This window comes from Paraburkholderia solitsugae (assembly GCF_013177695.1).
In the GTDB taxonomy this organism is placed as follows: domain Bacteria; phylum Pseudomonadota; class Gammaproteobacteria; order Burkholderiales; family Burkholderiaceae; genus Paraburkholderia; species Paraburkholderia solitsugae.
In genome coordinates this window covers 237,626-260,097 of record NZ_WOEY01000065.1, presented here as the reverse complement: position 1 = coordinate 260,097, position 22,472 = coordinate 237,626, and the positions used below count along the sequence as shown (strand labels likewise).

Genomic DNA, 22,472 nt, shown 5'->3' with positions numbered 1-22,472 from the left:
TGGCGGGGCTGATGAAGGCGATTCTGTGCCTGAAGCACCGCGCGGTGCCGAAGACGCTGCATTTCGAAACGCCGAATCCGGCGATCGATTTTGTCGGCGGCCGGCTGCGTGTCGTGGATCGTCTGACGCCGCTCGACAGTGGCTCGGAACCGTTGGTGATCGGCGTCAATTCGTTCGGTTTTGGCGGCACCAATGCGCACATTGTCTTGCGGGAAGCACCGGTAGCAGATGCCAGCGCACGAGCCGAAAGCGCCTCAACGGCACTGTCGCCGCTGATCCTGTCGACTCGCACCGCAGCCGCGCTGCCCGCGCTGGCCGCACGCTATCTGTCGAGGCTCGACAACGGCACGCCGTGGAGCACGCTGGCGTCGAACGCGGCGCATCGCCGCCAGTGGCTCAAGCATCGCGCAATCATCGCACCGTCGACCGCAGCCGAAGCGCGGGCGGCGCTCGCCGCGCTAGCCACGCCGACACCGGATCAAACAGAACAGGCACTCGTGCAGGGCGAAACCCCGGGTGACGATGCACGTCTCGCCCTGGTGTTCTCCGGCAACGGCTCGCAGTGGGCCGGCATGGGTAAGCAATTGCTCGAGCAGGAGCCGGTATTCCGTGCCGCGCTCGACGAACTCGACGCGCTGTGGCGAGCCGACGGCAGTGCCTCGCTGGTCGAGGTGCTGCGCGAAGGCGCCACCGCCGCCACGCTGGAAGCAACCGAGCACGCGCAGCCGCTGCTGTTCGCGATTCAGGTGGGCGTAGTGCGCGTTATTGAAGCACGAGGCGTCGACTATGACGTGTGCCTCGGGCACAGCGTCGGCGAAGTCGCTGCGGCTTGGGCGTCGGGTGCATTGACGCTCCAGCAGGCCGTTCACGTGATCAAGATTCGCAGCCGCGCTCAGGCAAGCACGCGCGGCACGGGCCGAATGGCTGCCGCCGGGCTCGGCGAAGCCGCCATGCGTGCGCTGATGGCGCAACTCGGCGTGGACAACGCGGTGGAAGTCGCGGGTGTCAACAGCCCGCAAGCGGTCACGCTGGCAGGCCCGCTTGGCGCGCTGCAGGTGCTCGAAGCCGCGGTGAAGGAAAGCGGTCGCTTCTTCCAGATGCTGGAACTGGACTACGCGTTCCACAGCCGTCAGATGGACCCGATCGAGCCGAGCGTGCTGCAGGGCCTCGCGGATCTTGCGCCGAATGCGGCAACGCGTAGCTTCGTCTCGACGGTGACGGGCGCAGAACTCGCGGGCACTGCGCTCGATGCACACTACTGGTGGCGCAATATCCGCGAGCCGGTGCGTTTCGGCGATGCCGTGGCGCAGGTCGCCCAGACCGGCGTGCGCCTGTTCCTCGAAGTCGGCCCGCATTCGATTCTGCGCAGCTATGTGACGCAGACGCTCGACGACGTCCGCCTCACCGGCCGCTCGCTGCCGACGCTCAAGCGCAATCACGATAGCGCGCAGATGCTGCACCACGCGATCTACACGATGCTCGCGAACGGCGCACGCGTCGACGTCGAACGCTTCGCACCGGTGAGCGCACGCGCGGCGCTACCGTCCTATCCGTGGCAGCACGAACGCTATTGGCTCGGCCCGACCGCTGAGGCTTACAACCTGGTCAATCGCCGCCGCGAACATCCGCTGCTCGGTTACCGTCTGCGCGAACACGCACTCGCCTGGGAAAATCAGCTCGATCCGGCCGGTCTGCCGATGCTGGCCGATCACGTGGTTGATGGTGGCGTGGCGTTCCCTGGCGCGGGCTACGTCGAAATGGCGCTTGCAGCCGCGCGCGTGCATTTCGGCACGCAAAGCTGCGCTGTCGAGAACCTCGAAATCCGTCTGCCGGTGGTATTCCAGCCGCAGCATTCGAAACTGTTCCGCTTCACCGTCGACGTACGCACCGCGAACTTCACGATCGAAACACGCGACCGCATGTCCGACGAAGCGTGGTCGCTGAACGTCACGGGTCGCTTGCTGGCGAGCGGTTGCGCGCTGAGTACGGAAGGCGACGCGAGCACGCTGCCGGCTACCACGCTCACCGATCTGTTCGCGCAACCGGCCATGTCCGGCAGCACGTTGTATGCCAACACCACCGCGATCGGCTTGAGCTACGGTCCGGCATTCCAATGGGTGCGTGCAGTGCACGTCGACGCGAACGCCGACATGGCGCTTGCGGAAGTGGAAGTCCCCGCCATACTCGCGCAACCCGAAGCCGAACTGAGCGCCTATGCGCTCCATCCGGCCTTGATGGACAGCGGCTTCCATCCGCTGTTCGCCTTGCTCGCATCGGCGGACCAGGCTGAGATCGAACACGCTGCCTATGTGCCGGTGCAAATCGGACGCATCGACTATCTGCGCGGCGACGCGATTCGTTACGTGGTCGCCCGGATCGAACGGCGCAGTCCGCATTCAGTGGTGGCATCGTTCGAATTCGCCGATGAGCACGGCGCGATCGTCGCGCGGCTCGGCGCATGTCGTTTCCGCCGCGTCGATCTGATGGGGCGCCGTCAGCATGCGCCGGCACGTTACGCGTATGTCGTCGAGGCCAAGCCGCTTGCTGCTGACCTCGACGCACGCATGTTGCCCGATCCGGCCGCGTTGCTCGAAGACGCCGCCGGGGTATTGGCGACGCAGGAAGATCTGTCGCGCAGACAGACGCATCTGACTGAAATGCTGCCGCTGCTCGACGTGCTTGCTAGCGCCTATGCACTGAACGCGCTCGATGCGATGAATGTGTTTGCACAACCATCACTGCCGGACTGTGCGCATCCGGCACTGCTGGCGCGTCTCGTGCAGATCGTCGTTGAAGACGGTCTGGCGCAGCGCGACGGTACGCGTCTGGTGCGAGACGCCGCGGCTTGCGAGAATCTGCCGGGCATCGACGAACTCTGGCGCGACCTGCTTGCGCAGTCGCCAGCGCACGTGGCCGAATTGACGCTGCTCGCGCATTGTGGCGCAGCGCTACCTGCCGTGTTGCGCGGCGAAGTGAGCGGCGCGCAGATCCTGCCGCCGTCGCGCAGCAGTCTGGTCGAGCACTTCTTCGAAGCTTCGCCGACGTGGGCGCACGTCAATGCGTTGACCGGCGCCTGCCTGCATCGCGCGATCGAAGGGTGGAGCGAATCGCGCCGGTTGCGCGTGCTCGAACTCGATTCGCCGTCGAGCGATGTGCTGCAGCCGCTCGCGATTCACGTGCCGGTGTCGCGCTGCGACTACACGATTGCAGGCACGCATGAGCAGTTGAGCGGCTTCGACGCGAGCGAGCATCCGTCTATCCGGATCGCCAACATTGAGTTCGGCGATGCACCGCGCCTGTCGGGTATCGAAACCGGCGAGCGTTACGACATCGTCGTGGCGAGCCACGTGCTTGCCGCACAGACCGAACCACGTGCACTGCTCACCGCGCTGCGCGGCTGGCTCGCGCCGGGCGCGCTGGTCGTGATCGCGGAGCCGCGCAATAGCCGCTTCGCCGATATCGTGTTCGATCTCGACGCGGATGCCGCGCATGCCAATGCGCGCCGCGCGGCATGGCTGTCGCCGGTAGCCTTGACGAAACACCTGGAAGAAGCGGGCTTCGAACAGGTCACGCGGCATACGGAGCAGGGTCTGGATCTCGAAGGCGCACCGACGTTGATGGTCGCTCGCGAGCCGTATGCGGTCGCTTCTGCTGGCAATCAAAGCGAAGCGCAGACGCCGTCTGCGCATTGGTCCTTGCTGTACGCAGCGGAAACCGGCGTCGACGAGACTCTGAACGCTGCCTTGCAGGCCGCTGGCCACACGACGTCGAGCAGCACGCTCGCGGCGTTGCGTCACGACATGAGCAAGCTGGCCGCGCCGGCTGGACGTGTGCATCACGTGGTATTTGTCGCGCCGGATCACGTCCTGTCCGCCGATGCGGATGGCGCGGAGGTAATGCAAGTCCAGCAGCAGACCACGCTCGCGCTGGCGCAACTCGTGCGTGACCTCGCCGCGGTTGCCGGCGTGATGCAGCCGCAATTGTGGATCGTGACGCGCGGTGGTGCGCCGGTCGCCACACCGTTCGCCGATGCCGCGACGCTGCGTCCTGAGCAGGCGGCGATGTGGGGGCTCGGCCGTGTGCTGGCCAACGAGCATCCGGAACTGTCGTGCCGTTTGATCGACGTATTGCCGGAGTGCCGCGATGCAGGCGCCGAGTTGGTGCGCGAGCTGCTCGCGTCTGACGGCGAAGAAGAAGTGCTGCTCACTGCACAGGGGCGCTATGTGCCGCGTATGCTGCCTGCGGCGAGCGCTGCACTGCGCAGCGAATCGGCTGCCTCGGTACGTCCGCAGAATGAAGCGGCGGTGCTCGGTTTTGCATCGCCCGGCTCGCTGCGCAACCTTGAATGGTTCGCGCTGCCGCAACGCGAACTCGCGGCGGATGAAGTCGAAATCGAACCGGTTGCAACCGGTCTGAATTTCCGCGACGTGATGTACGCCATGGGTCTGCTGTCCGACGAGGCCGTCGAAAACGGCTTTGCCGGCGCGACGATCGGCATGGAACTGTCGGGGCGCGTCGCGCGCGTCGGCCGGGACGTGCGGCGTTTCGCGCCGGGCGATGCGATACTCGGTTTCGCGCCGGCTTCGTTCGCGAGCCACGTGCGCACGAAGGCCGAGGCCATCGCTCACAAGCCCAAACGTCTCACCTTCGAAGAGGCGGCCACGGTGCCGACCACCTTCTTCACGGCCTACTACGCGTTGTGCGAGTTGGCGCGACTTCGCCGCGGCGAGCGCGTGCTGGTGCATGGTGCGGCCGGCGGGGTCGGGATCGCGGCGATCCAGCTTGCGCGCCACCTGGGTGCGGAGGTGTTTGCAACGGCGGGCAGCCGCGAGAAGCGCGAATTCGTGCGTCTGCTCGGCGCCGACCACGTGTTCGATTCGCGCAGCCTTGCATTTGCCGATGAAATCCGTGAGCGCACGCAAGGTGCCGGCGTCGATATCGTGCTCAATTCGCTGGCCGGTGAAGCGATGGTGCGTAGCATCGACACGCTGCGTCCGTTCGGCCGTTTCCTCGAACTCGGCAAGCGCGACTTCTACGAGAACAGCCGTATCGGCTTGCGTCCGTTCCGCAACAACATCAGCTATTTCGGCATCGATGCCGACCAGTTGATGAGCGCATTGCCGGATCTGACCGCGCGCCTGTTCGAAGAGGTCATGCAACTGTTCGCGGGCGGCGTGCTGCATCCGCTGCCGTATCGCGCGTTCCCGGCTGAACGCGTCGAGGAAGCATTCCGTCACATGCAGCAGGCGCGTCAGATCGGCAAGATCCTCGTGACGTATCCGGCGGGTACGCCGAGCCCGTCGCGCGCGACGGCCAGCGTCGGCACGCTGCAACTCGATCCGACAGCGGCGTATCTGATCGTCGGCGGCACGGGCGGGCTTGGTTTTGCCACCGCGCGCTGGATGATGTCGCGCGGCGCACGAAATCTGACGCTCGCGAGCCGTTCAGGCGCGCTTGCACCGGAGCTCGCCGCGGAGGCTGCGCGTTGGCGCGAAGAAAACGGCACCCAGGTGCACACGGCAGCCTGCGACGTCACGGAGGCAGCCGCGCTCGACGCACTGCTCGTCGATATCGCCGCGCGGGGAAAGCCGCTCAAGGGTGTACTCCATTCGGCGATGGTAATCGACGACGGTCTCGTGCGTAATCTCGACGACGCGCGTTTCGCCGCGGTGCTCGCGCCGAAGCTGGCCGGTGCCTGGAACCTGCACCGCGCCACGCGCGACGCGAAACTCGATTTCTTCGTGGTGTATTCATCGGCGACGACTTTCCTCGGCAATCCGGGGCAGTCGAGCTACGTGGCCGCCAATACCTTCCTTGAGGCGCTGGTGGGTCAGCGTCGTGCGGCCGGTTTGCCGGGCACCTATATGGCATGGGGTCCGCTGGACGACGTCGGTTTCCTCGCGCGTAATGCCGAAACCCGCGAAGCGCTGCAGGCACGCATTGGCGGCCTGTCGATTACGTCGGCCGAAGCGCTCGCCGCATTGGAACGCGCGATCGTCGACATGAACGCGGGTGAGGCGGTGGTGCGGCTCGACTGGCAGGCGCTTTCGCTCGGCATGCCGGCGGCGCGCGCTCGCCGCTACACGGAACTGCATGCGCGCGGCAGTCACGAGCCGGCACGTCAGGGCGGCGCGCAGATGCGCGACCAGATTCTCGGCCTGGCATTCGCGGATGCGCTGCACCTCGTCGAAGAAACCTTGCAGGCGCAGATTGCACGCATCCTGCACATGTCGCCGGAAAAAATCGAAACCGGCCGCTCGATCCTCGACATGGGCATGGATTCGCTGATGGGCATGGAGCTCGGCATGGCTGTCGAGGAGAGCTTCCAGGTCAAGCTGTCGATCATGACGATGGCCGAAGGCGCAACGGTGCATTCGCTGGCGCAGCGGATCGTCGAATCGATCCAGACGCTAGACGATGCGGCCGAGTCAAACGGTGTCGCGGCCCAGGTGGCGGCAGTTGCCGCGCAACATGCGCTCGATGTCGGCGCTCATGCGCTGGCCGATGTCGCCGGTGCGCTGTCGGGGCAACAAGACACGGCAACGCCTGCTTCGACGCAAGCAGCGACGGAGCTCGTCTGATGAACGCCCCCGCAGGTTGGAGCCGCCGTGAAGGGACGCTCGCGCGGCCGCTGGTGTTAAGCGGTCACGGTTTGCATACCGGACGGCGCGTGAACGTGCGGATCGTTCCGGCCGGTGCCGATGGCCCGCGCGGCATCGTGTTCCGGCGGATGCAGGGCGCGGGCGTGCTGGCTGAGCTCACCGTGAGTCCGGCGTTGCGGCGCGGCCAGCCGCTTTGCACGATGCTCGAAAGCGCCGATGGCGTCCGTGTGCGCACTGTCGAGCACCTGCTGGCGTCATTGCTGACCTGCGAAATCGATCGCGCGACGGTCGAACTGGATGCCGAAGAAGTTCCGATTCTGGATGGCAGCGCACAGCCGTGGATCGAGGCGATTCGTGCGTGCAGACGGATCGAATTGCCGCACGCCAAGCGCTTCATTCGCGTGCTGCGTGCCGTGAAGATTGCCGATGGCGAACGCACGCGCGACGAACGCAGCATCTCGATCGAACCGTCGTCCGCTTATGAAATGGGTGTGCGTAACGACCTCAAAGGGTTCGGCGCATTGCGCTGGGACGGTACGGTAACGCCCGCGAGTTTTGCCGAGGAAATCGCACCGTCGCGTTCATACGGACGCGTCAAATGGGCCATCCCCGCGATTTTCGCCGGCTACGTGCGCGGCATGCCGATTCTGCGCGGCGCGCGCTTATCGTGCACGGCTGCGATCGTCGGCAATCGTGTGCTGGGCGGGATGCGCGTACCCGATGAATTCGTGCGGCACCGCGTGCTGGATCTGGTCGGCGACATGGCGATGGCCGGTGCGCCGTTGCTCGGCCGCGTCACTGCTTTGCGACCGAGCCATGAAATGAACTACCGGCTGGTTGCCGAACTGCTCGCCACGCGCGACGCGTGGGAATGGGCCGAATTTCCGGCTTGATATCGATATCTGGCCGGCACCTCACAGGGTTATCTGAACAGCATGGGATTGGGTGATCACATTCGCCAGCAACTCGCCGCGAAGGCGTTGATGCGGCAACTGGAACGCGTCTCCGAAGAGGCGCAGACGCCGGGCGCGCCGTTGCCCGCCGGTGCCACACGCGCGGCGCAGGACGCTTCGCGCGCTGCGCTGTGCAGCTTCGAGACTATGCCAGGTTATCAGCAGGTCGAAATATTGCGGCAGATGGGCGAGAAGCTGCAGGTGCAGTCGCCGTTTTTTCGCGTGCACGAAGGTATTGCAGGCGCGACCACCCAGATCGGCGGCACGCAGTATCTGAACTACGCGAACTACAACTACCTGGGTCTTGCCGGCGATCCGCTCGTGTCCGCGTGCGCGAAAGAGGCGATCGACCGCTATGGCACGTCGGCGTCGGCAAGCCGGATGGTGGCGGGCGAACGGCCCGTGCAGCGCGAACTCGAAGCGGCGCTCGCCTCGTTGTACGAAGTGGACGATTGCGTCGTGTTCGTGAGCGGTCATGCAACCAATGTGACGGTGATCGGCTCGCTGTTCGGTCCCGGCGATCTGATTGTGCACGACTCGCTCGCGCACAACAGCATCGTGCAAGGCGCGCAACTGAGCGGCGCGAAACGGTTGAGCTTTCCGCACAACGACTGGCAGGCGCTCGACGCGCTGCTCGCGCGTGTGCGGCACGATTACCGGCGCGTGCTGATTGCGATCGAAGGCCTGTATAGCATGGACGGGGACATCCCCGATCTGGCGCAGTTCGTCGACATCAAACGCCGGCATGCCGCGTTTCTGATGGTCGACGAGGCGCACTCGCTTGGCGTGCTGGGCGAGCAGGGTAAAGGCGTTCGCGAGCATTGCGGCGTGGCGAGCGGGGATGTCGATATCTGGATGGGCACGCTCAGCAAAACACTGGCGGGATGCGGCGGGTTTATCGCTGGCTCGCAGGCGCTGATCGATATCTTGCGGCATCTCGCGCCTGGCTTTCTGTATAGCGTTGGCCTCGCGCCCGCACTCGCGGCGGCGTCGCTCGCGGCGCTCGAACGGTTGATTGCCGAACCCGGACGGGTGGCGCTGCTGCGCGCGCGTGGCAAACAGTTTCTCGACGAAGCGCGAGCAGCCGGTCTCGACACCGGCAAAAGCGCGGGTTATGCGGTCGTGCCGATCATTACCGGCAGCACCTTGAAGGCGGCGCAGTGGGCCAACGCGATGTTTGCGGACGGCATCAACGTGCAGCCGATTTTCTATCCTGCTGTCGAAGAGAAGGCGGCGCGTCTGCGGTTTTTCATCTGTTCGACGCATGAGCCGGAACAGATCAGCCAAACCATTGCGGCGCTCAAGCGCCTGCCTCGTTAACGACGAGCACTCAGAGGAACACTCGCCATGTACGCCGTTCAATCAGAGCACGCTCGCGCGCCGCATCAGGGCCGGGAATCGGGCGCATTGCAGTTCCGCCCCGCGCGAGCGGAAGACGCCGACGCGTGTGCACCGTTGATCTTCGCCTCGGGCGTGCGTGAGTTCGGGTTCTTTCTCGGTGAATCCGACGACAGGTGCATCGAGTTTCTGGAATTCGCCTTCACGTCGAAGCACGGCCGCTTCTCTTTCAGGCGGCACAGCGTCGCCGTGACGGGTGACGATAAGGTGATAGCGGTGCTTGCCATGCATGACGGCCGGAACATCTGGTTCGACGATCCCCATGTCGCGCTCATGCTGTTGATGTTTTTCGGCGTGCGTCGCACGGTTGGAATGTTGTTGCGTGGGCTGGTGCTGGAGAGCGAATTGCCCGCGCCCAAGTCGTCGCAGACGCTGATTGCACATTGCGCGACGAGCGAACAGATGCGGGGTACGGGCGTGTTCAGCGCGCTGTTTACCCATGCGTTGCGCGCGGGCCTGATGCAGCACGAACCCGATCGGCAGATCGTACTGGACGTACTGGTGAGCAATCGGCGTGCGTACGATTTGTATCAACGCCTGGGCTTTGTCGAGTTGCCGCGCCGAGCGCCGATTTCACACCGTTTGCCGCGCGAACTCGAATCGGTGCGGATGCAACTGATGCGCGGGATTTGATCGGGATTGACCTGCTTCGAAACCCGCGTTAGGATCGTTTCCATGACCGCTTCTATCCTTTCCCGTTCGCATTCTTTGCGCGCATGCTGTTGCAGCCTGCCAAGGGGAGCTTGCGTCTAGCGAGTCGATCTATACACGTCCGTATCCCTGAGGCCACCCGTCACAAGACCGGTGGCTTTTTTGTTTTGGTCCGCCCGTTTTCGTTTTTTTACCCTTCGCTTTATGTTCCGCCTCTACGTCCACTAACGCGCTCGACACCACAGGAATTCAAATGCCGCTCGCCCTGTACGACACCTGGTCGCGCACCTTGCGCGCTTTCACGCCCATTCAAGCGGACCGCGTGGGCCTGTATTGCTGCGGCCCTACGGTGTACGACCACGCACATATCGGCAATCTTCGAACCTACGTGTTCGAAGACGTGCTGCGCCGCGTGCTGGTCTTGAACGGCTACACCGTGCGGCATGTTGTCAATATCACCGACGTCGGTCATCTGGTCTCCGATGCAGACGAAGGCGAAGACAAAATGGAGAAGGGCAGCCGACGCACCGGCGAATCGGCGTGGGCGATCGCGGAGCGCTATACCGCGGCTTTCATGCGCGACTGGCAGGCGCTGAACCTGCTGGAGCCGGCAGTGTGGTGCCGTGCGACCGATCACATCGACGAACAGATCGATTTCATCGCCGAACTCGAGCGCAACGGCTACACCTACCGTACAGCCGACGGCATCTACTTCGACACGAGTCAACAGGACGATTACGGCAATCTCGCGCGTCTCGATGCAGCCGGGTTGCAGGCCGGCAAACGTGTTGCACTGGGAGAGAAGCAGCACGCGACGGATTTCGCGCTGTGGAAATTCAGTCCACCGGACACGAAACGGCAAATGGAGTGGGACAGCCCATGGGGACGAGGCTTTCCCGGTTGGCATATCGAGTGCTCGGCGATGTCGGCGAAGTACTTAGGTTCGTGGTTCGACATTCACTGCGGCGGAGAAGATCACATCGCCGTGCATCACAGCAATGAAATCGCGCAGACGCAGGCACGCTATGGAACCCGCCTCGCGAACTTCTGGATGCACGGCCATTTCCTCACGCTGGACGCCGGCAAGATGTCGAAGTCGGGCGGTGACTTCGTACGCCTGCAAACCTTGATCGAGCGCGGCATCGATCCGCTCGCGTATCGCTACCTATGCCTGGGCGCGCACTATCGAAGCACGTTGCGCTTCAATCCGGAAGCGCTCGATGCCGCGCAATCCGCGTTGGACCGCTTGCGCAGAACTTATGTGCAGTGGCCGGAAGGCGGTACGCCTGATTTGAGTTTGGTGGCCCGCTTCAAGGCCGAGGTCGATCAGGATCTGAACTTGCCGCGCGCGCTTGCTGTGTTGTGGGACGTGGTGAGAAGCGATCTTCCGGCGGCGACACGGCGAGCGACGGTCGATCGGTTCGACGCCGTGCTCGGACTACGGCTTGCCGACTGGCAGGAGGACGCCGTGACGGTGCCCGCGGATATCGCGCTTCTTGCCGAGGCACGCGAGAAGGCTCGCGCCCTCAAGCAGTGGAGCGAGGCTGACCGTCTGCGTGAAGTGTTGTTGGCGGCCGACTGGCTGGTGGAGGACAGCGCGAGCGGGCAAGTACTGCGTCCGCTCGATACAGCGAAGTAGCGATATCCGGACGTGGCGGCGCAAGCTGGGTACGGCGGTTGCCGCCGCAATCATCGCGCGACGCAAACGGGGTACGCCTTCACGCATTGAGAATCGGCAAAAGACCTATCCGTTGACAGCCCTTTAACACGAAGGCACACTCTATCGTCATGCAAACCGTCACATCCATCGCGATTGCGATTCACCATCACGCGCACGCTCACTCGAGCGAGCCATGGGGGATGTGTACGCGCTAGAAGTTCGCTGTAACGCAAGTCACATAGCCCCGCCGGCACCGGTTGGGGCTTTTTTGTTTAGTGCGCCTCTTCTGTCTGCCGGCTCACCGAAGGAGCAGGAAAATGACGAACACGATGGTGGTCGACTGGTCGACGGTACCTGTACCCATTGACGATGGCGCGGCCAGTCATCTGGAAGGTACCCGCTTGCCGGATTTCGCGTTGACTTCGACCAGTGGCGAAGCGGTGCAGCTGAGCAACCTCGCGGGGCGAACGGTTATCTACGCCTATCCCTGGAAGAAAAAGCCGGACGCCCCGCTCCTTGAGGGCTGGCTCGCGATTCCGGGTGCCCCGGGCTGCACGCCGCAATCCTGTGCTTTCCGTGATCATGCAGACGAACTTAGAGACGCCGGGGCGGCTTATCTGTTCGGACTCTCTACCCAGGACCCAGCGCGACAGCGCGAGGCCGTGGATCGCCTTCACCTGTCTTTTCCGTTACTGTCCGATCTGAGTTTGCGCTTCACCGAGGCACTGTCCTTGCCGACCTTCGAGGCGGCCGGTATGACCTTGCTTAAGCGGCTAACGATGATCGTCAGTCACGGTGTGATCGAAAAAGTTTTCTATCCGGTGTTTCCGCCTGATCAGAATGCGGCTGACGTGCTCGCCTGGCTGAAGACACATCGACAGGATTGAACGTCGATCTGTGCGTGAAAGGCGGGGCGATGAAAGTAGACGGGCCGCCATGCTCGCCCGTCTATCTTCGTGCACTTTCTCGCGTTGCCTAAAGTGGCACCACCACCGGCTCGGAGTGGCAAGGCGGCTTGCCGTATGGGACATGGACAGGTCCGCAACCCCAATGAACCGGCGGACACTCCCAGCCGCGCTGAACGACAACAGGCGGCACTATCCCGCCAGGGCAAGCAGACGGTGCTTCCCGGGTGAGGCAGGCGATGCCGCCGCGGACGGATTGCGAAGCCGAGCGGTCGAGTTCATCGACGCGGGGCAAATCTTTGAGAACTAGCGCTTTCATGGTGGATCTCCGGCAAGGTTGGATTGACAGTGAGCCCGGGTACCGCCGCGCTCATTGATTCCCATTGCACGCACCATGCCATCCACCGCAAAGCGGTATGGCGTCCACATCTACCGATCTCGCGAGCGCAATATGGTTGAGATACGCCGACTCGTGACGCTACGGTGTTGGTGCACCACCAACAGCTACGCCGTTGCGAACATTCGCTACGCCCAGCGGAATTCTGGGCACAATGGGCAACCCTGCGCCACTTGCGCACGAATCGCCGATTTCCATTAGCAAGCAAAGGAGGAGGTATGAGCCAGCTTAAAGCCGTCGAATATTCCACAGCTTCGCCTGAAGTCAAAGCCGTCTACGACGACATCAAGCAGACCCGCTAGGTCGACGACGTCAACAACTTCTGGAAATACATCGCCCAGCATCCGCCTACGCTCGCGCGCACGTGGGACAGTCTGAAGGATGTGATGGCACCGGGTGCGCTCGATCCGCTGATCAAGGAATTGCTTTACGTCGCGGTGAGTGTAACGAACAACTGCGGGTACTGCGTCGCGAGCCATACGGCTGCGGCCCGCCGCGCCGGTATGACCGACGAGATGTTCGGCGAGCTGCTGGCGGTGGTCGGTATGGCGAACGAGAGCAACCGCCTCGCGGTCGGATATCGCGTGCCGATCGACCCCGCCTTCGAGTAACGTCGTCGAGTAACGACGCGTGTCCTCAACCCTGCACGCCGCGCCATCCGGCGAGCAGGGCGGGCAATTCGGCCATGTCCCGGAAGACGTGAACCGCGCCCGCACCATGCAAGGCCGTCGCGCTGCTGTGGCTCAGTTCTTTCGGACAATAGCCGAACACTGTGGCACCGGCGGCCACGCCTGCAGTCACGCCCGTGACGGTATCGTCGACCACAGCGCAACGTCGCGGTTCGATGCCCACCCCCGCGGCCGCGGCGAGATAGACATCGGGATAGGGCTTGTTGCGCGGTGTTTCGTGGCCGCTGAAGATACGCCCTTCGAAGCAGTCGAGAATACCGGCCTTCACCAGTTGCAACTCAACCTTGATGCGATCGGCGCCCGACGCGACAGCGATGCGTCCGTCGAGTGCCGCGTAAAGCGCGCGCACGGCCGACGCCGCGCCATCAATCGCCACCAGCTCCCGATCGAGTGCCTCATTGCGGCGCGCGCGAAACTGCATCAGCCAATCCGGCGTAATCGCGAAGCCGGTGCGCGCTTCGATGAGTGCGGCTTCATCCCTGACGGCCTTGCCGACGAAAATTTGCATCGTCTCTTCGAGGCTCAAATGCCAGCCCAACTCACCGAGCATATCGGTCAGCACGCGGTTGGTGATGGGTTCGGAGTCGACGAGTACGCCGTCGCAGTCGAAGAGTACGGCGTCGAAAGGGAAATCGGCCATCGGGTAGGGTACGGATAGAGGTCGCGGAACCGGCAAGGATACCTCACCGGCTCGCGCGATGCCGCGCAAAGGCTAGATGACCGGCCTCTGTGGCAGGTCAGGACCCTGCAGCCTTGTACCCGTCGCTCAGTGTCTTCATGAACGCAATGATGTCCTGAATATCCTGATCCGTCATAGCCGGCTGATCCCCGAACTTACGATCAAACGGCGCATCGGCGACGTCGACGTTGGCGTGATACTGAGCCGGCAGATCGTTGTACTTCTGCACCTTGCCGGACGCATCCCGCGGATAGATCTTTTCGGGCGCCGTATTGCGCAGGTTGTAGAAGTCCATGACGTGCTTGAGATCGTGATACACACCGTTATGGAAGAACACCTTGCGCTCGGCAACATTGCGCAGGGTCGGCGTCAGGAACATCCCGCAGTATTGCGTCTCCTTCGTCATGTCATCGCGGAACGGCCCGCACACGCCCATATCGAAGAACTTCGGATCCTTGTTCGCCGGAATTGCCGGATTGCGCGGCACGCCAAGCGCCTCGTACTGCGTATCGGTAAACACCGGCGGCAAGCCGTCCTTGCTAGGTTGGCTCAAATGGCAACCCGCGCAGTTCGCCTTGTCCTTATCGTTGAACAACTGCAAGCCGTGCAATTCAGCGTGCGTCAGCCGCGCCTTACCTTCGAGCCAGTAATCGTACTTGCTGGTAAAGGCATGAAACGACTGATCCTCGGTCTGATAGCGCCCCACAGCGAACATCGCTTCCGAGATCAACAGACTCGGATTGTTGACGATGCCGGGTCCGAAGATCTGTTTGAACTGATCCAGATACTTCGTTTGCAGCAGCTTGTGCGCGACATCTGCCTCCGTCGCATTGGCCATCTCCACCGGATTCATCAGCGGACCGATTGCCTGAATTTGCAGCGTATCGGCACGGCCGTCCCAGAACAGTCCGCCTTGCGGCACCATCGCCGGAGCGGCGGGCGCGGCGAGCGCCGTCTTCTGCGCGCGCTGCACGCCGGCCGCCTGTGACGCCAGTTGCGTCATATCCACCGGCACATCGGTATCGCCCTGATCCGGCCCGATGCTGAACGGCGCCTGGCGGTACAGATACGCCAACGACGGCGGCGGCCGGTAGCCGGCCTGATTCATATGCGTGCCGCCGAATTGCACCGGGAACGCGTTATCCGGCGCGTACGAATGCTGCGGCGAGTGGCACGACGCGCACGACTGCGTACCCGACGCCGACAGCGTCGGGTCAAAGAAAATCTGTTTGCCGAGCAGCGCAACCGCGCTCAGCGGCGCGTCTATCGGACGCATCAAATGAACCGGGTTAGGATTCGCGCCGGTGATGTCTTCGACGATCGAGCCGACTGCGGGCGGCATCCGTTCCGGGTAGACGAGCGCGTATGCGCAAACCACGACGAGCGCGAACACGATGCCGGCGGCGCTCCATGCGAGCAGCCTAAGCCACGAGCGACGGGTAATCACAGGACCCGGCTCCCCGCCGGCAGGCACATGCGACGGCAGGACGGCGTCTGAAGGATGGTTCATGGCGTTGATGACAAGTAATTCGATCGGGTGCGATCAAAAAGCAAATCGAGCCAGCACGTTCGTACTGGCTCGACGCCCAACTACAGCTTGATGTGTTTCGTTCTCTTCCCCGCGCCGTGTTTCGTGTCGTCATGCACGAAAAGCGTTCGTGCATGACGTGACGGCAGGCGCACCAGAAGGGCAGTCCGCACGCGTGGCGCTTAGCTGGCCGGCGGCGCCGACAGCTTCGTACCCAGGTTCTCGTCCAGATACACCGTCGGGTTGTTGCCCGAGCCCGAGAAGTTGAACATGTTCATGATGCTGCCCGCCGTTGCATCGAACGAACCGTTGCCAAGGCGTTGACTGCCGAGCCAGTTGTCCTCGATGAACTTGACCACGGAGGCCTGGGTGATCGCCGTATCGTCGACGAAGTTGACCTTCGCCCACGGCGACACCACGATAAACGGCGTGCGCGTACCCGGGCCGCAACGGCCGTTCACCGCACCGCCATTCACACCCTGCGGTTGAACCGCGCCCGTTGCCGTGCACTGACCCGTACCGCTCAGGTTGTCGGTGCCGGCCACCGACACGCCGCCCGCGGATTGCGCCGTGGTCGAATCGAACGACGAATTCTTCGGCGCCATGAAGCGGTGATCGTACCAACCGTCCGAATCGTCGTAGGCGATGATCACGGCGGTGTTCTTCCAGTCAGGCTGTTGCTGCAGGAAGTTGATCACCTTCGTGACGAAAGCCTGCTCGTCGATCGGGTCCGAGTTGCCCGGGTGACCGTCGCTGATCGCCGGTGCCTTCAGGAAGCTCACCGACGGAAAGTTGCCCGCCGCTACCGCGGTGAAGAAGTCGTTCGTATCGTACTGGTGGTGAACCGGCGTTGCCGTGTTGTCGAGCGGATCGGTCATGCCGATCACCGCCGTCGACGTCGGACGCGTGTGCGCGAGGTTGGCCGTGGTCGGGTAGTACTGGAACCACGCGTGATGCTGCACGTAGTCGGACTTGGTCGCGTTCAGCACTTGCGAGAAGGTCGAGCGCGCGCAACCGGTCGTGCCGTTGGCATTGGTGGTTGTCAGATTGAAGCCGCCCATGAAGCCGCCCCACGTGAGGCCCTTCGCGTTGAGCAGGTCGCCGATGTTCTTGTTGGCAGACGACATCGCGGCCGTCTGCGCGCTCTTTGCCGCGATCGTGCAGACGTCGCCGGTCGGGTCCAGGTCGCCGACCAGTGTGAAGCCGCCGGTCGAATCCGGAATCGCGTTGGCCGAGGTTCCGCCCGTCACCACGACGCCGTTGTTCTGGCCCGACACCACTTCAATTGCGCCAGGCGTCGACGGACCGTACGTGTCCGTGTACGCGTTCTGGTTCATCGCGAAGTTCTGCGCGTAGTTCCACATCGCCGTGACCGTGTTGCCGTCGAAGTAACCGAGCACCTGGCCCTTGGTGGCGAACGCGCCGGTGCTGCCGGCAATCGTCGAACCCGACGCCGTGAATAGCGGGAACGAGTCCATCGCGCCGTTGTTATACGCGAGCTGTTCCGCGGCATACGCGTGGTTCTGGCTCGACGTATTGGCTTGCGAACGATCGAGACGGAACGGCAGCAGATCGGCTGCCGGCAGGCCGAGGCCCGCGACCGTCACGGTGCCGACCGTGCGGCCTGCCGTGTTCGGCGAGGTCGACAGCGCGTTCGGGTTCGCGGCGATCAGGTTGTTGCTGGCGAGGTTGTTGACCGTCGGCGTGCCCGCTGCTGCCGTGAATTGCGGCTCGCCGGTCGGGTTGGAGGCTTGCGGGTAGGTTGCGAAGTAGTGGTCGAACGAGACGTTCTCGCCGAAGATCACCACCACGTGTTTGATCGGCGTGGCCGTTGCGACGGCATCCTGTGCCGACACCGTTGCAACCGGCGTCGATGCGGTAGCCGGCGCGGACGCGGGCGTGTTCACGTTATTGTTACCGCAAGCTGCGAGCGCAAGCATCGCGGCAAACGGGATGGGTAAGAGGGTTCTACGGAACATGTGACTGGCTCCAGATTCGACTTCGCCGTTCAGCGTTTCCAGTGATGCACGTGTGGATGTTCGCTGGGGATATTGTTAGAAATACAGCTGAGGTGTCTTACCGCTAGAAACAGCGCGCATTGAAACATCTGCTGATTAAGATTTCGGGGCGCGAACATTACGTCACCTATCTATTTCCATTCATTCACATAAAATTGCCTGTCTTATTGCTGACGCCCCCTGTAATTTGCAGGCGATTTTGCCCGCTGTATCTCGCGTGTTTCAATGCATTACTTTCAATGCGAATCAACGCGACAGATTTTTTCCGCCGCTGCGTTGAAGAAGAAACGGAGTCGCTTCTGGCTCCGACCCTTACTGGAGAAAGCCAAATGACATCGACCAAACCGGTCCGCCTTCTGAATTCCATGCTTGCGGTTGCGATCACGTGCGCGGCCGCGCTGACGGCCGCGCCGGCCTTCGCGCAGGCAGTGATCGTCGCGCCCATGGCGCCTCCGCCGCCGCGCGTCGAAGTGATGCCGGCGCCGCGTGCCGGCTACGTGTGGGATCAAGGCCGCTGGCGTTGGTATCAAGGCCGTTATGTATGGGTGCCCGGCCACTGGCAGCCGGTTCGCGTCGGCCATCGCTGGGTGCCGGGGCATTGGGTGCAGCGTGGCCCGAACTGGCGCTGGATCGAAGGCCATTGGGCTTGAAGTCGGCGCGAGCCGGGGAGCCGCACGTCTTGAGCGAACGCGATCCCGATGCGGAACTGCTGGAGGGGGTTGCCCGGCAGGACCCGGCTGCGGTCCGCTCGCTTGTCGCGCGCAAGCTGCCGCGTCTGCTCGCGCTCGCCACGCGCATGCTGGGCGATCGCATGGAAGCGGAAGACGTGGCGCAGGAGGTCTTCGTGCGGATCTGGAAACAGGCTTCACGTTGGCGGGAGGGCGAGGCGAAGCTCGATACGTGGGTGCATCGTGTCGCGCTCAATCTTTGCTATGACCGGTTGCGCGGCCGCCGCGAAGTCCCGCACGACGACATGCCCGATGAGATCGACACCGCCGCATTGCCCGACGCCACCCTCGAAGCGCGCGCACAGGACGAGCGCGTTCGCGAGGCGCTCGCCGCATTACCGGCACGGCAGCGCGAGGCACTGGTGCTCAATTATTACCAGGAAATGTCGAACATCGACGCTGCCGCCCTGAGGGGTATCACGGTCGATGCGTTGGAAAGTCTGCTGGCACGTGCGCGCCGCAATCTGCGCGCCCAACTGGCCGGCAGCGGCCTTAGCAAGGACAAGTCATGACGCCCGAAAGATTCCATCAGATCGTCGAAGCCTACGGTGCGGATCCGCACCGCTGGCCGCAACAGGAACGCGCAGCAGCGCAGGCATGGGCGGCGTCGCATCGCGCCGAGGCCGATGCGGTGTTGGCGGACGCGGCCGGCATCGACGCGTGGCTGGCGGCCGATAAGGTCGATCCGCCGGGCGCGGCGTTGCAGCAGCGCATCATCGGCAGCGCGCCCGTGCGACGGCCGGCCGTGCCGCGCAAACGCTTGTGGTGGTCGGGCGCGGCGGTGGCCGGTGTCGGACTGCTGGGCGGCGCCGCCGGCGCTTTTGCAGTGTCGTTTTTCGTGTTGACCGGGACGGTGCAGCCGGTCCATGAGTCTTCTTATTTAACTTCGAGCTTCGGCGGGTCATCCGCCGATTGGAGCGGCGAATGAACGGCCGGTCGTGGAAATTCGTACTGGTGGCCTCGCTGGTGCTCAATGTGTTCTTGCTGGGTGCGATTGTCGGTGGTGCTTATCAATGGTTTGCGGCGCACGGCGCGACGGTGCCGGCGCTGGCGCAGCAGCGCACGGCGTTGCGTTTCGCCGCCGAGCCGCTGCCGGCCGAACGCCAGAAAGCCTTCATCGACAGTTTGAAGAGTGCGCGCCGCGAGGGTAAGCAGTTTGCCATCGAGGGCCGCGAAGGGCGTCGCGAAGTGTTGCGCCTGCTCGCCGCGCCGCAGTTCGATCGCGCGGCGCTGGACGCGGCGCTGGCCCGCACGCGTGAGGCCGACAGCAACTTGCGGGCGCAAGTGGAGGGCAGTGTGGCGGATTTTGCGGCAACGCTGTCGCCCGAGGAGCGTGTCGAATTCGCCGACAGCCTGAAGCTGCGGGGACAGTGGCGTGAGCCGCAGCCGGCCGCCAATGCGAAACAGCCGGCGCAACAGTCGGCCAAGCAGGCCGCGAGTGAATCTTCAAGTGAAGCTTCGGGCGAATAAAAAATTCTGAGCGGGCGCGACGGATTTCACCGTGGCGGTCGTTTAAAGAAATATCCAACGCCGAAGAGGACGGTATGGCTACCTCACCGAACATGAATGCCGCGGCGATCGCACTGAACCGCTTCGGCCTTGGCGCGCGTGCCGACGACTCGCCGCCCGCCGACCCGAAGGGGTGGCTGCTCGCGCAGTTCGAGCAGTATCAACCACGACCTGCCGCGTGGGCGAGCCAGCCTGATTCGGTGGCGCGGTCCACCGAGCTGGCGCAGCAGCGCATGCAACTGAACCAGTTGAACCGGCAGAATCAGCAGAACGTCAGCGAAGGCGTGGCTGCCAGTCAGGCGAATGCGCAGGCCAATATGCCAACCAGCGGGCAAGCTAACACGAAATCTACTGGGCAAAGTACAGCAGAAAGCCCCGAGCAAACTGCTAAGCAAGCCGAACGAAAAGAATTGCGCGGCGAAATTCTCGATATGTACCGTTCCGCGGTGAACGCGCGTGTCGCAAGCGCACTCACCACGCAGACGCCTTTCGTCGAGCGGCTGGTCCATTTCTGGGCGAACCACTTCGCGGTGTCCACGGAAAAACCCGCCGTCGCGGCACTGGCCGGTTCATTCGAAGCAGAAGCGATCCGCCCGCATGTGCTCGGCCGTTTCGAAGACATGTTGGTCGCGGTGGAACGTCATCCGGCCATGCAGTTGTTTCTCGATCAGCCGCGTTCGGTCGGACCGGACAGCATGGCGGTCATGCGTGCCACGCAGCGCAATCCGGACATCAAGCGCGGTTTGAACGAGAACCTGGCGCGCGAGATCATGGAGCTGCACACGCTCGGCGTGCGCAGCGGCTATAGCCAGGACGACGTCACCGAATTCGCCCGTGCGCTGACCGGCTGGAGTCTGGCCGGCAATCCGGGCACTCCTGGCAATCCGCGTCGGCAGGACATGCAGCCGAACGCCGCCCCGGGCACCTTCATGTTTCGCGCCGCGCTGCACGAGCCAGGTTCGAGAACCATCATGGGCCGCCGCTATGACCAGCCGGGAGAGGAGCAGGCGCTGGCGATCCTGCACGACCTCGCCAGCGCACCCGCGACGGCGCAGCACATCGGCGGCAAGCTCGCCCGTCACTTCGTCGCGGACAATCCGCCACCGGACGTGAGTGAGCGGCTGGCGAACGCGTTCGAGCGCAGTGGCGGCGATCTGCCGACCGTGTACCGGACGTTGATCGACATGCCGCAGGCGTGGTCGCCGGTCGCCGTGAAGTTCAAGACGCCGTGGGAGTGGACCATTTCTTCGATGCGCGGGCTCGGCTGGCAGGACATAGGCAACATGCAGGCCGCACCTATCCTCACCCAACTCGGTCAGCCGGTATGGCGCCCGGGTTCGCCCGCGGGTTACGACGACATAGCCGCGAGCTGGGCGGCGCCCGATGCGCTCGTGCGCCGGGTCGAAGTGGCGCAACGCTTCGCATCGCGCGTCGGCGACCGGCTCGATGCGCGCTCGCTCGGCCAGACCTTGCTCGCCGGCTCGCTCAGTGCGCCGACCGCGGCCGCTGTGTCGCGTGCCGATAGTGCGTCGACGGCGATCGCGCTGCTACTGGTCTCGCCGGATTTTCAACGGAGATGAATGCCATGCTTTCACGCCGCAAGTTTCTGAGCGTCGCCGCTGCAGGCGCGGGGGCCATGCTCGTGTCGCCGCAGATTGTCTTTGCCAGCGTCGCAACCGATCGCCGCTTCGTGTTCGTGATCCAGCGCGGCGCGGCCGATGGCCTGAGCATCGTCGTGCCGTATGCCGAACCCGCCTACGCGACATTGCGCGGCGCGCTCGCGATCGACCCTTCCAAGGCGACCAAGCTCGACGGCACCTTCGCGCTGCATCCCTCGCTCGTGCAGACCGCCGCAATGTATGCGGACCACCAGGCGCTGTTCGTGCACGCGGTGGCGTCGCCGTATCGCGACCGCTCGCACTTCGACGGGCAGAACGTGCTGGAGACCGGTGGCACATCGCCGTATCAGATGAAGGACGGCTGGCTGAACCGGCTCGCCGCATCGATGCCCGCGACGAAGGAGAACGCGATCGCCTTTGCGCCGACCGTGCCGATGGCGCTGCGCGGCAAGGCGGCGGTGACGTCGTACGCGCCCTCCGGGTTGCCGCAGGCGCCGGACGATCTGCTCATGCGAGTCTCGCAACTGTACGACCAGGATGCGCAATTGCGGCCGCTATGGGAATCGGCAATGACCGCGCGCGGGCTTGCAGGCGACGCCGGCGCGCGTCAGGACCCGGCGAGCCTCGGCAAGCTCGCCGCGAGTTTTCTGTCACGCGGCGATGGCCCACGTATCGCGATGATCGAAACCGGTGGCTGGGACACGCACACGGCGCAAAACGCGCGCCTCGCCAATCAGTTGAAAGCGCTCGACACGATGCTCGCGGCGTTACGCGACGGCATGGGGCCGTTGTGGAGCAAGACCACCGTGGTGGTGGCGACGGAGTTCGGCAGAACCGCCGCCGCCAACGGCACGGGGGGCACCGATCACGGCACTGGCTCGGTGGCAATGGTGCTGGGCGGCTCGGTGGCGGGCGGACGCGTGCTCGCCGACTGGCCCGGCCTGAAGCCGGGGGACCTTTACGAAGCACGCGATCTCAAACCGACCTTGTCGCTGGATGCGTTGATCGCCGGCGCCGCAAGCGAAAGCCTCGGACTCGATCCGCAGCGCACGGCCAGCACGCTGTTCGGCCAAAGCGGAGGAATGCGGCCGATGACGGGGCTCGTGCGCGCATAACCTGACAAATCACCATGGAGA

At 63.9% G+C, this 22,472-nt stretch carries 16 protein-coding genes and 1 pseudogene; 13 read left to right on the top strand and 4 right to left on the bottom strand.

Going from position 1 to position 22,472, the window contains the following annotated elements:
- The 6 genes from GNZ12_RS17000 to GNZ12_RS16975 all read left to right on the top strand — a co-directional run.
- A partial coding sequence (locus tag GNZ12_RS17000) for an SDR family NAD(P)-dependent oxidoreductase (protein WP_172311724.1) occupies nt 1-6,581 on the top strand: 6,581 nt, incomplete at its 5' end.
- Nucleotides 6,581-7,495, top strand: a complete 915-nt coding sequence (locus GNZ12_RS16995; RefSeq protein WP_172311722.1) for a UDP-3-O-acyl N-acetylglycosamine deacetylase — start codon at nt 6,581-6,583, stop codon at nt 7,493-7,495. The genes GNZ12_RS17000 and GNZ12_RS16995, both read left to right, overlap by 1 nt.
- 42 nt (nt 7,496-7,537) lie before the next feature.
- Complete coding sequence (locus GNZ12_RS16990) at nt 7,538-8,875, top strand: aminotransferase class I/II-fold pyridoxal phosphate-dependent enzyme (RefSeq protein WP_172311720.1); 1,338 nt, start codon at nt 7,538-7,540, stop codon at nt 8,873-8,875.
- A gap of 27 nt (nt 8,876-8,902) precedes the next feature.
- Complete coding sequence (locus GNZ12_RS16985; protein WP_172311718.1) at nt 8,903-9,586, top strand: GNAT family N-acetyltransferase; 684 nt, start codon at nt 8,903-8,905, stop codon at nt 9,584-9,586.
- 271 nt (nt 9,587-9,857) lie between these two features.
- Nucleotides 9,858-11,243: a cysteine--tRNA ligase gene (gene cysS, locus GNZ12_RS16980; RefSeq protein ID WP_172311716.1), complete on the top strand. Its 1,386-nt coding sequence runs from the start codon at nt 9,858-9,860 to the stop codon at nt 11,241-11,243.
- A 338-nt stretch (nt 11,244-11,581) separates the two neighbouring features.
- Nucleotides 11,582-12,151 (top strand): peroxiredoxin, encoded by a 570-nt coding sequence (locus tag GNZ12_RS16975; protein ID WP_172311714.1) that lies wholly within the window; start codon nt 11,582-11,584, stop codon nt 12,149-12,151.
- Between the two features lie 88 nt (nt 12,152-12,239).
- On the opposite strand, the gene GNZ12_RS16970 is transcribed toward GNZ12_RS16975, so the two are convergent.
- The gene (locus GNZ12_RS16970; protein WP_172311712.1) at nt 12,240-12,488 is read right to left on the bottom strand and encodes a hypothetical protein; all 249 of its coding nucleotides are present in this window, start codon (nt 12,486-12,488) and stop codon (nt 12,240-12,242) included.
- Nucleotides 12,489-12,784: 296 nt separating this feature from the next.
- On the opposite strand from GNZ12_RS16970, the pseudogene GNZ12_RS16965 reads away from it, so the two are divergent.
- Nucleotides 12,785-13,177: pseudogene (locus tag GNZ12_RS16965) on the top strand (carboxymuconolactone decarboxylase family protein).
- Nucleotides 13,178-13,202: 25 nt separating this feature from the next.
- Here the strand turns inward: GNZ12_RS16965 and GNZ12_RS16960 are convergent.
- The 3 genes from GNZ12_RS16960 to GNZ12_RS16950 all read right to left on the bottom strand — a co-directional run bounded on the left by GNZ12_RS16960 (nt 13,203) and on the right by GNZ12_RS16950 (nt 17,441).
- Nucleotides 13,203-13,895, bottom strand: coding sequence for an HAD family hydrolase (locus GNZ12_RS16960; RefSeq protein WP_172311710.1), 693 nt, complete (start codon nt 13,893-13,895; stop codon nt 13,203-13,205).
- Nucleotides 13,896-13,992: 97 nt separating this feature from the next.
- Nucleotides 13,993-15,444, bottom strand: coding sequence for a cytochrome-c peroxidase (locus GNZ12_RS16955; RefSeq protein ID WP_172311708.1), 1,452 nt, complete (start codon nt 15,442-15,444; stop codon nt 13,993-13,995).
- A gap of 200 nt (nt 15,445-15,644) precedes the next feature.
- Nucleotides 15,645-17,441 (bottom strand): phospholipase C, encoded by a 1,797-nt coding sequence (locus GNZ12_RS16950; protein WP_172311706.1) that lies wholly within the window; start codon nt 17,439-17,441, stop codon nt 15,645-15,647.
- Nucleotides 17,442-17,809: 368 nt separating this feature from the next.
- Between GNZ12_RS16950 and GNZ12_RS16945 the strand changes: the two genes are divergently transcribed.
- From GNZ12_RS16945 to GNZ12_RS16920, 6 genes are all read left to right on the top strand, one after another.
- Nucleotides 17,810-18,130, top strand: coding sequence for a YXWGXW repeat-containing protein (locus GNZ12_RS16945; RefSeq protein ID WP_172311704.1), 321 nt, complete (start codon nt 17,810-17,812; stop codon nt 18,128-18,130).
- Nucleotides 18,131-18,159: 29 nt separating this feature from the next.
- Nucleotides 18,160-18,720, top strand: coding sequence for an RNA polymerase sigma factor (locus GNZ12_RS16940; protein WP_235993762.1), 561 nt, complete (start codon nt 18,160-18,162; stop codon nt 18,718-18,720).
- Complete coding sequence (locus tag GNZ12_RS16935) at nt 18,717-19,136, top strand: hypothetical protein (RefSeq protein WP_172311700.1); 420 nt, start codon at nt 18,717-18,719, stop codon at nt 19,134-19,136. Before GNZ12_RS16940 ends, GNZ12_RS16935 begins: the two co-directional genes overlap by 4 nt.
- Nucleotides 19,133-19,678 carry a periplasmic heavy metal sensor gene (locus GNZ12_RS16930; protein WP_172311698.1) on the top strand — a complete coding sequence of 182 codons (546 nt, stop codon included), beginning with the start codon at nt 19,133-19,135 and terminating at the stop codon, nt 19,676-19,678. The genes GNZ12_RS16935 and GNZ12_RS16930 overlap by 4 nt, the downstream gene beginning before the upstream one ends.
- Nucleotides 19,679-19,752: 74 nt before the next feature.
- Nucleotides 19,753-21,297, top strand: a complete 1,545-nt coding sequence (locus GNZ12_RS16925) for a DUF1800 domain-containing protein (RefSeq protein ID WP_172311696.1) — start codon at nt 19,753-19,755, stop codon at nt 21,295-21,297.
- Between the two features lie 5 nt (nt 21,298-21,302).
- On the top strand, nt 21,303-22,451 hold the full coding sequence (locus GNZ12_RS16920; protein WP_172311694.1) for a DUF1501 domain-containing protein: 1,149 nt from the start codon (nt 21,303-21,305) through the stop codon (nt 22,449-22,451).
- The last annotated feature ends 21 nt before the right edge of the window (nt 22,452-22,472 follow it).

Excerpts from the sequence above, each read along its gene's own strand:
- GNZ12_RS16955 (WP_172311708.1), bottom strand. The coding sequence starts at position 15,444 with ATGAACCATCCTTCAGACGCCGTCCTGCCGTCGCATGTGCCTGCCGGC.
- cysS (WP_172311716.1), top strand. The coding sequence starts at position 9,858 with ATGCCGCTCGCCCTGTACGACACCTGGTCGCGCACCTTGCGCGCTTTC.
- GNZ12_RS16950 (WP_172311706.1), bottom strand. The coding sequence starts at position 17,441 with ATGTTCCGTAGAACCCTCTTACCCATCCCGTTTGCCGCGATGCTTGCG.
- GNZ12_RS16935 (WP_172311700.1), top strand. The coding sequence starts at position 18,717 with ATGACGCCCGAAAGATTCCATCAGATCGTCGAAGCCTACGGTGCGGAT.
- GNZ12_RS16925 (WP_172311696.1), top strand. The coding sequence starts at position 19,753 with ATGGCTACCTCACCGAACATGAATGCCGCGGCGATCGCACTGAACCGC.
- GNZ12_RS16945 (WP_172311704.1), top strand. The coding sequence starts at position 17,810 with ATGACATCGACCAAACCGGTCCGCCTTCTGAATTCCATGCTTGCGGTT.
- GNZ12_RS16985 (WP_172311718.1), top strand. The coding sequence starts at position 8,903 with ATGTACGCCGTTCAATCAGAGCACGCTCGCGCGCCGCATCAGGGCCGG.
- GNZ12_RS16995 (WP_172311722.1), top strand. The coding sequence starts at position 6,581 with ATGAACGCCCCCGCAGGTTGGAGCCGCCGTGAAGGGACGCTCGCGCGG.
- GNZ12_RS16970 (WP_172311712.1), bottom strand. The coding sequence starts at position 12,488 with ATGAAAGCGCTAGTTCTCAAAGATTTGCCCCGCGTCGATGAACTCGAC.
- GNZ12_RS16960 (WP_172311710.1), bottom strand. The coding sequence starts at position 13,895 with ATGGCCGATTTCCCTTTCGACGCCGTACTCTTCGACTGCGACGGCGTA.
- GNZ12_RS16920 (WP_172311694.1), top strand. The coding sequence starts at position 21,303 with ATGCTTTCACGCCGCAAGTTTCTGAGCGTCGCCGCTGCAGGCGCGGGG.
- GNZ12_RS16990 (WP_172311720.1), top strand. The coding sequence starts at position 7,538 with ATGGGATTGGGTGATCACATTCGCCAGCAACTCGCCGCGAAGGCGTTG.
- GNZ12_RS16930 (WP_172311698.1), top strand. The coding sequence starts at position 19,133 with ATGAACGGCCGGTCGTGGAAATTCGTACTGGTGGCCTCGCTGGTGCTC.
- GNZ12_RS16975 (WP_172311714.1), top strand. The coding sequence starts at position 11,582 with ATGACGAACACGATGGTGGTCGACTGGTCGACGGTACCTGTACCCATT.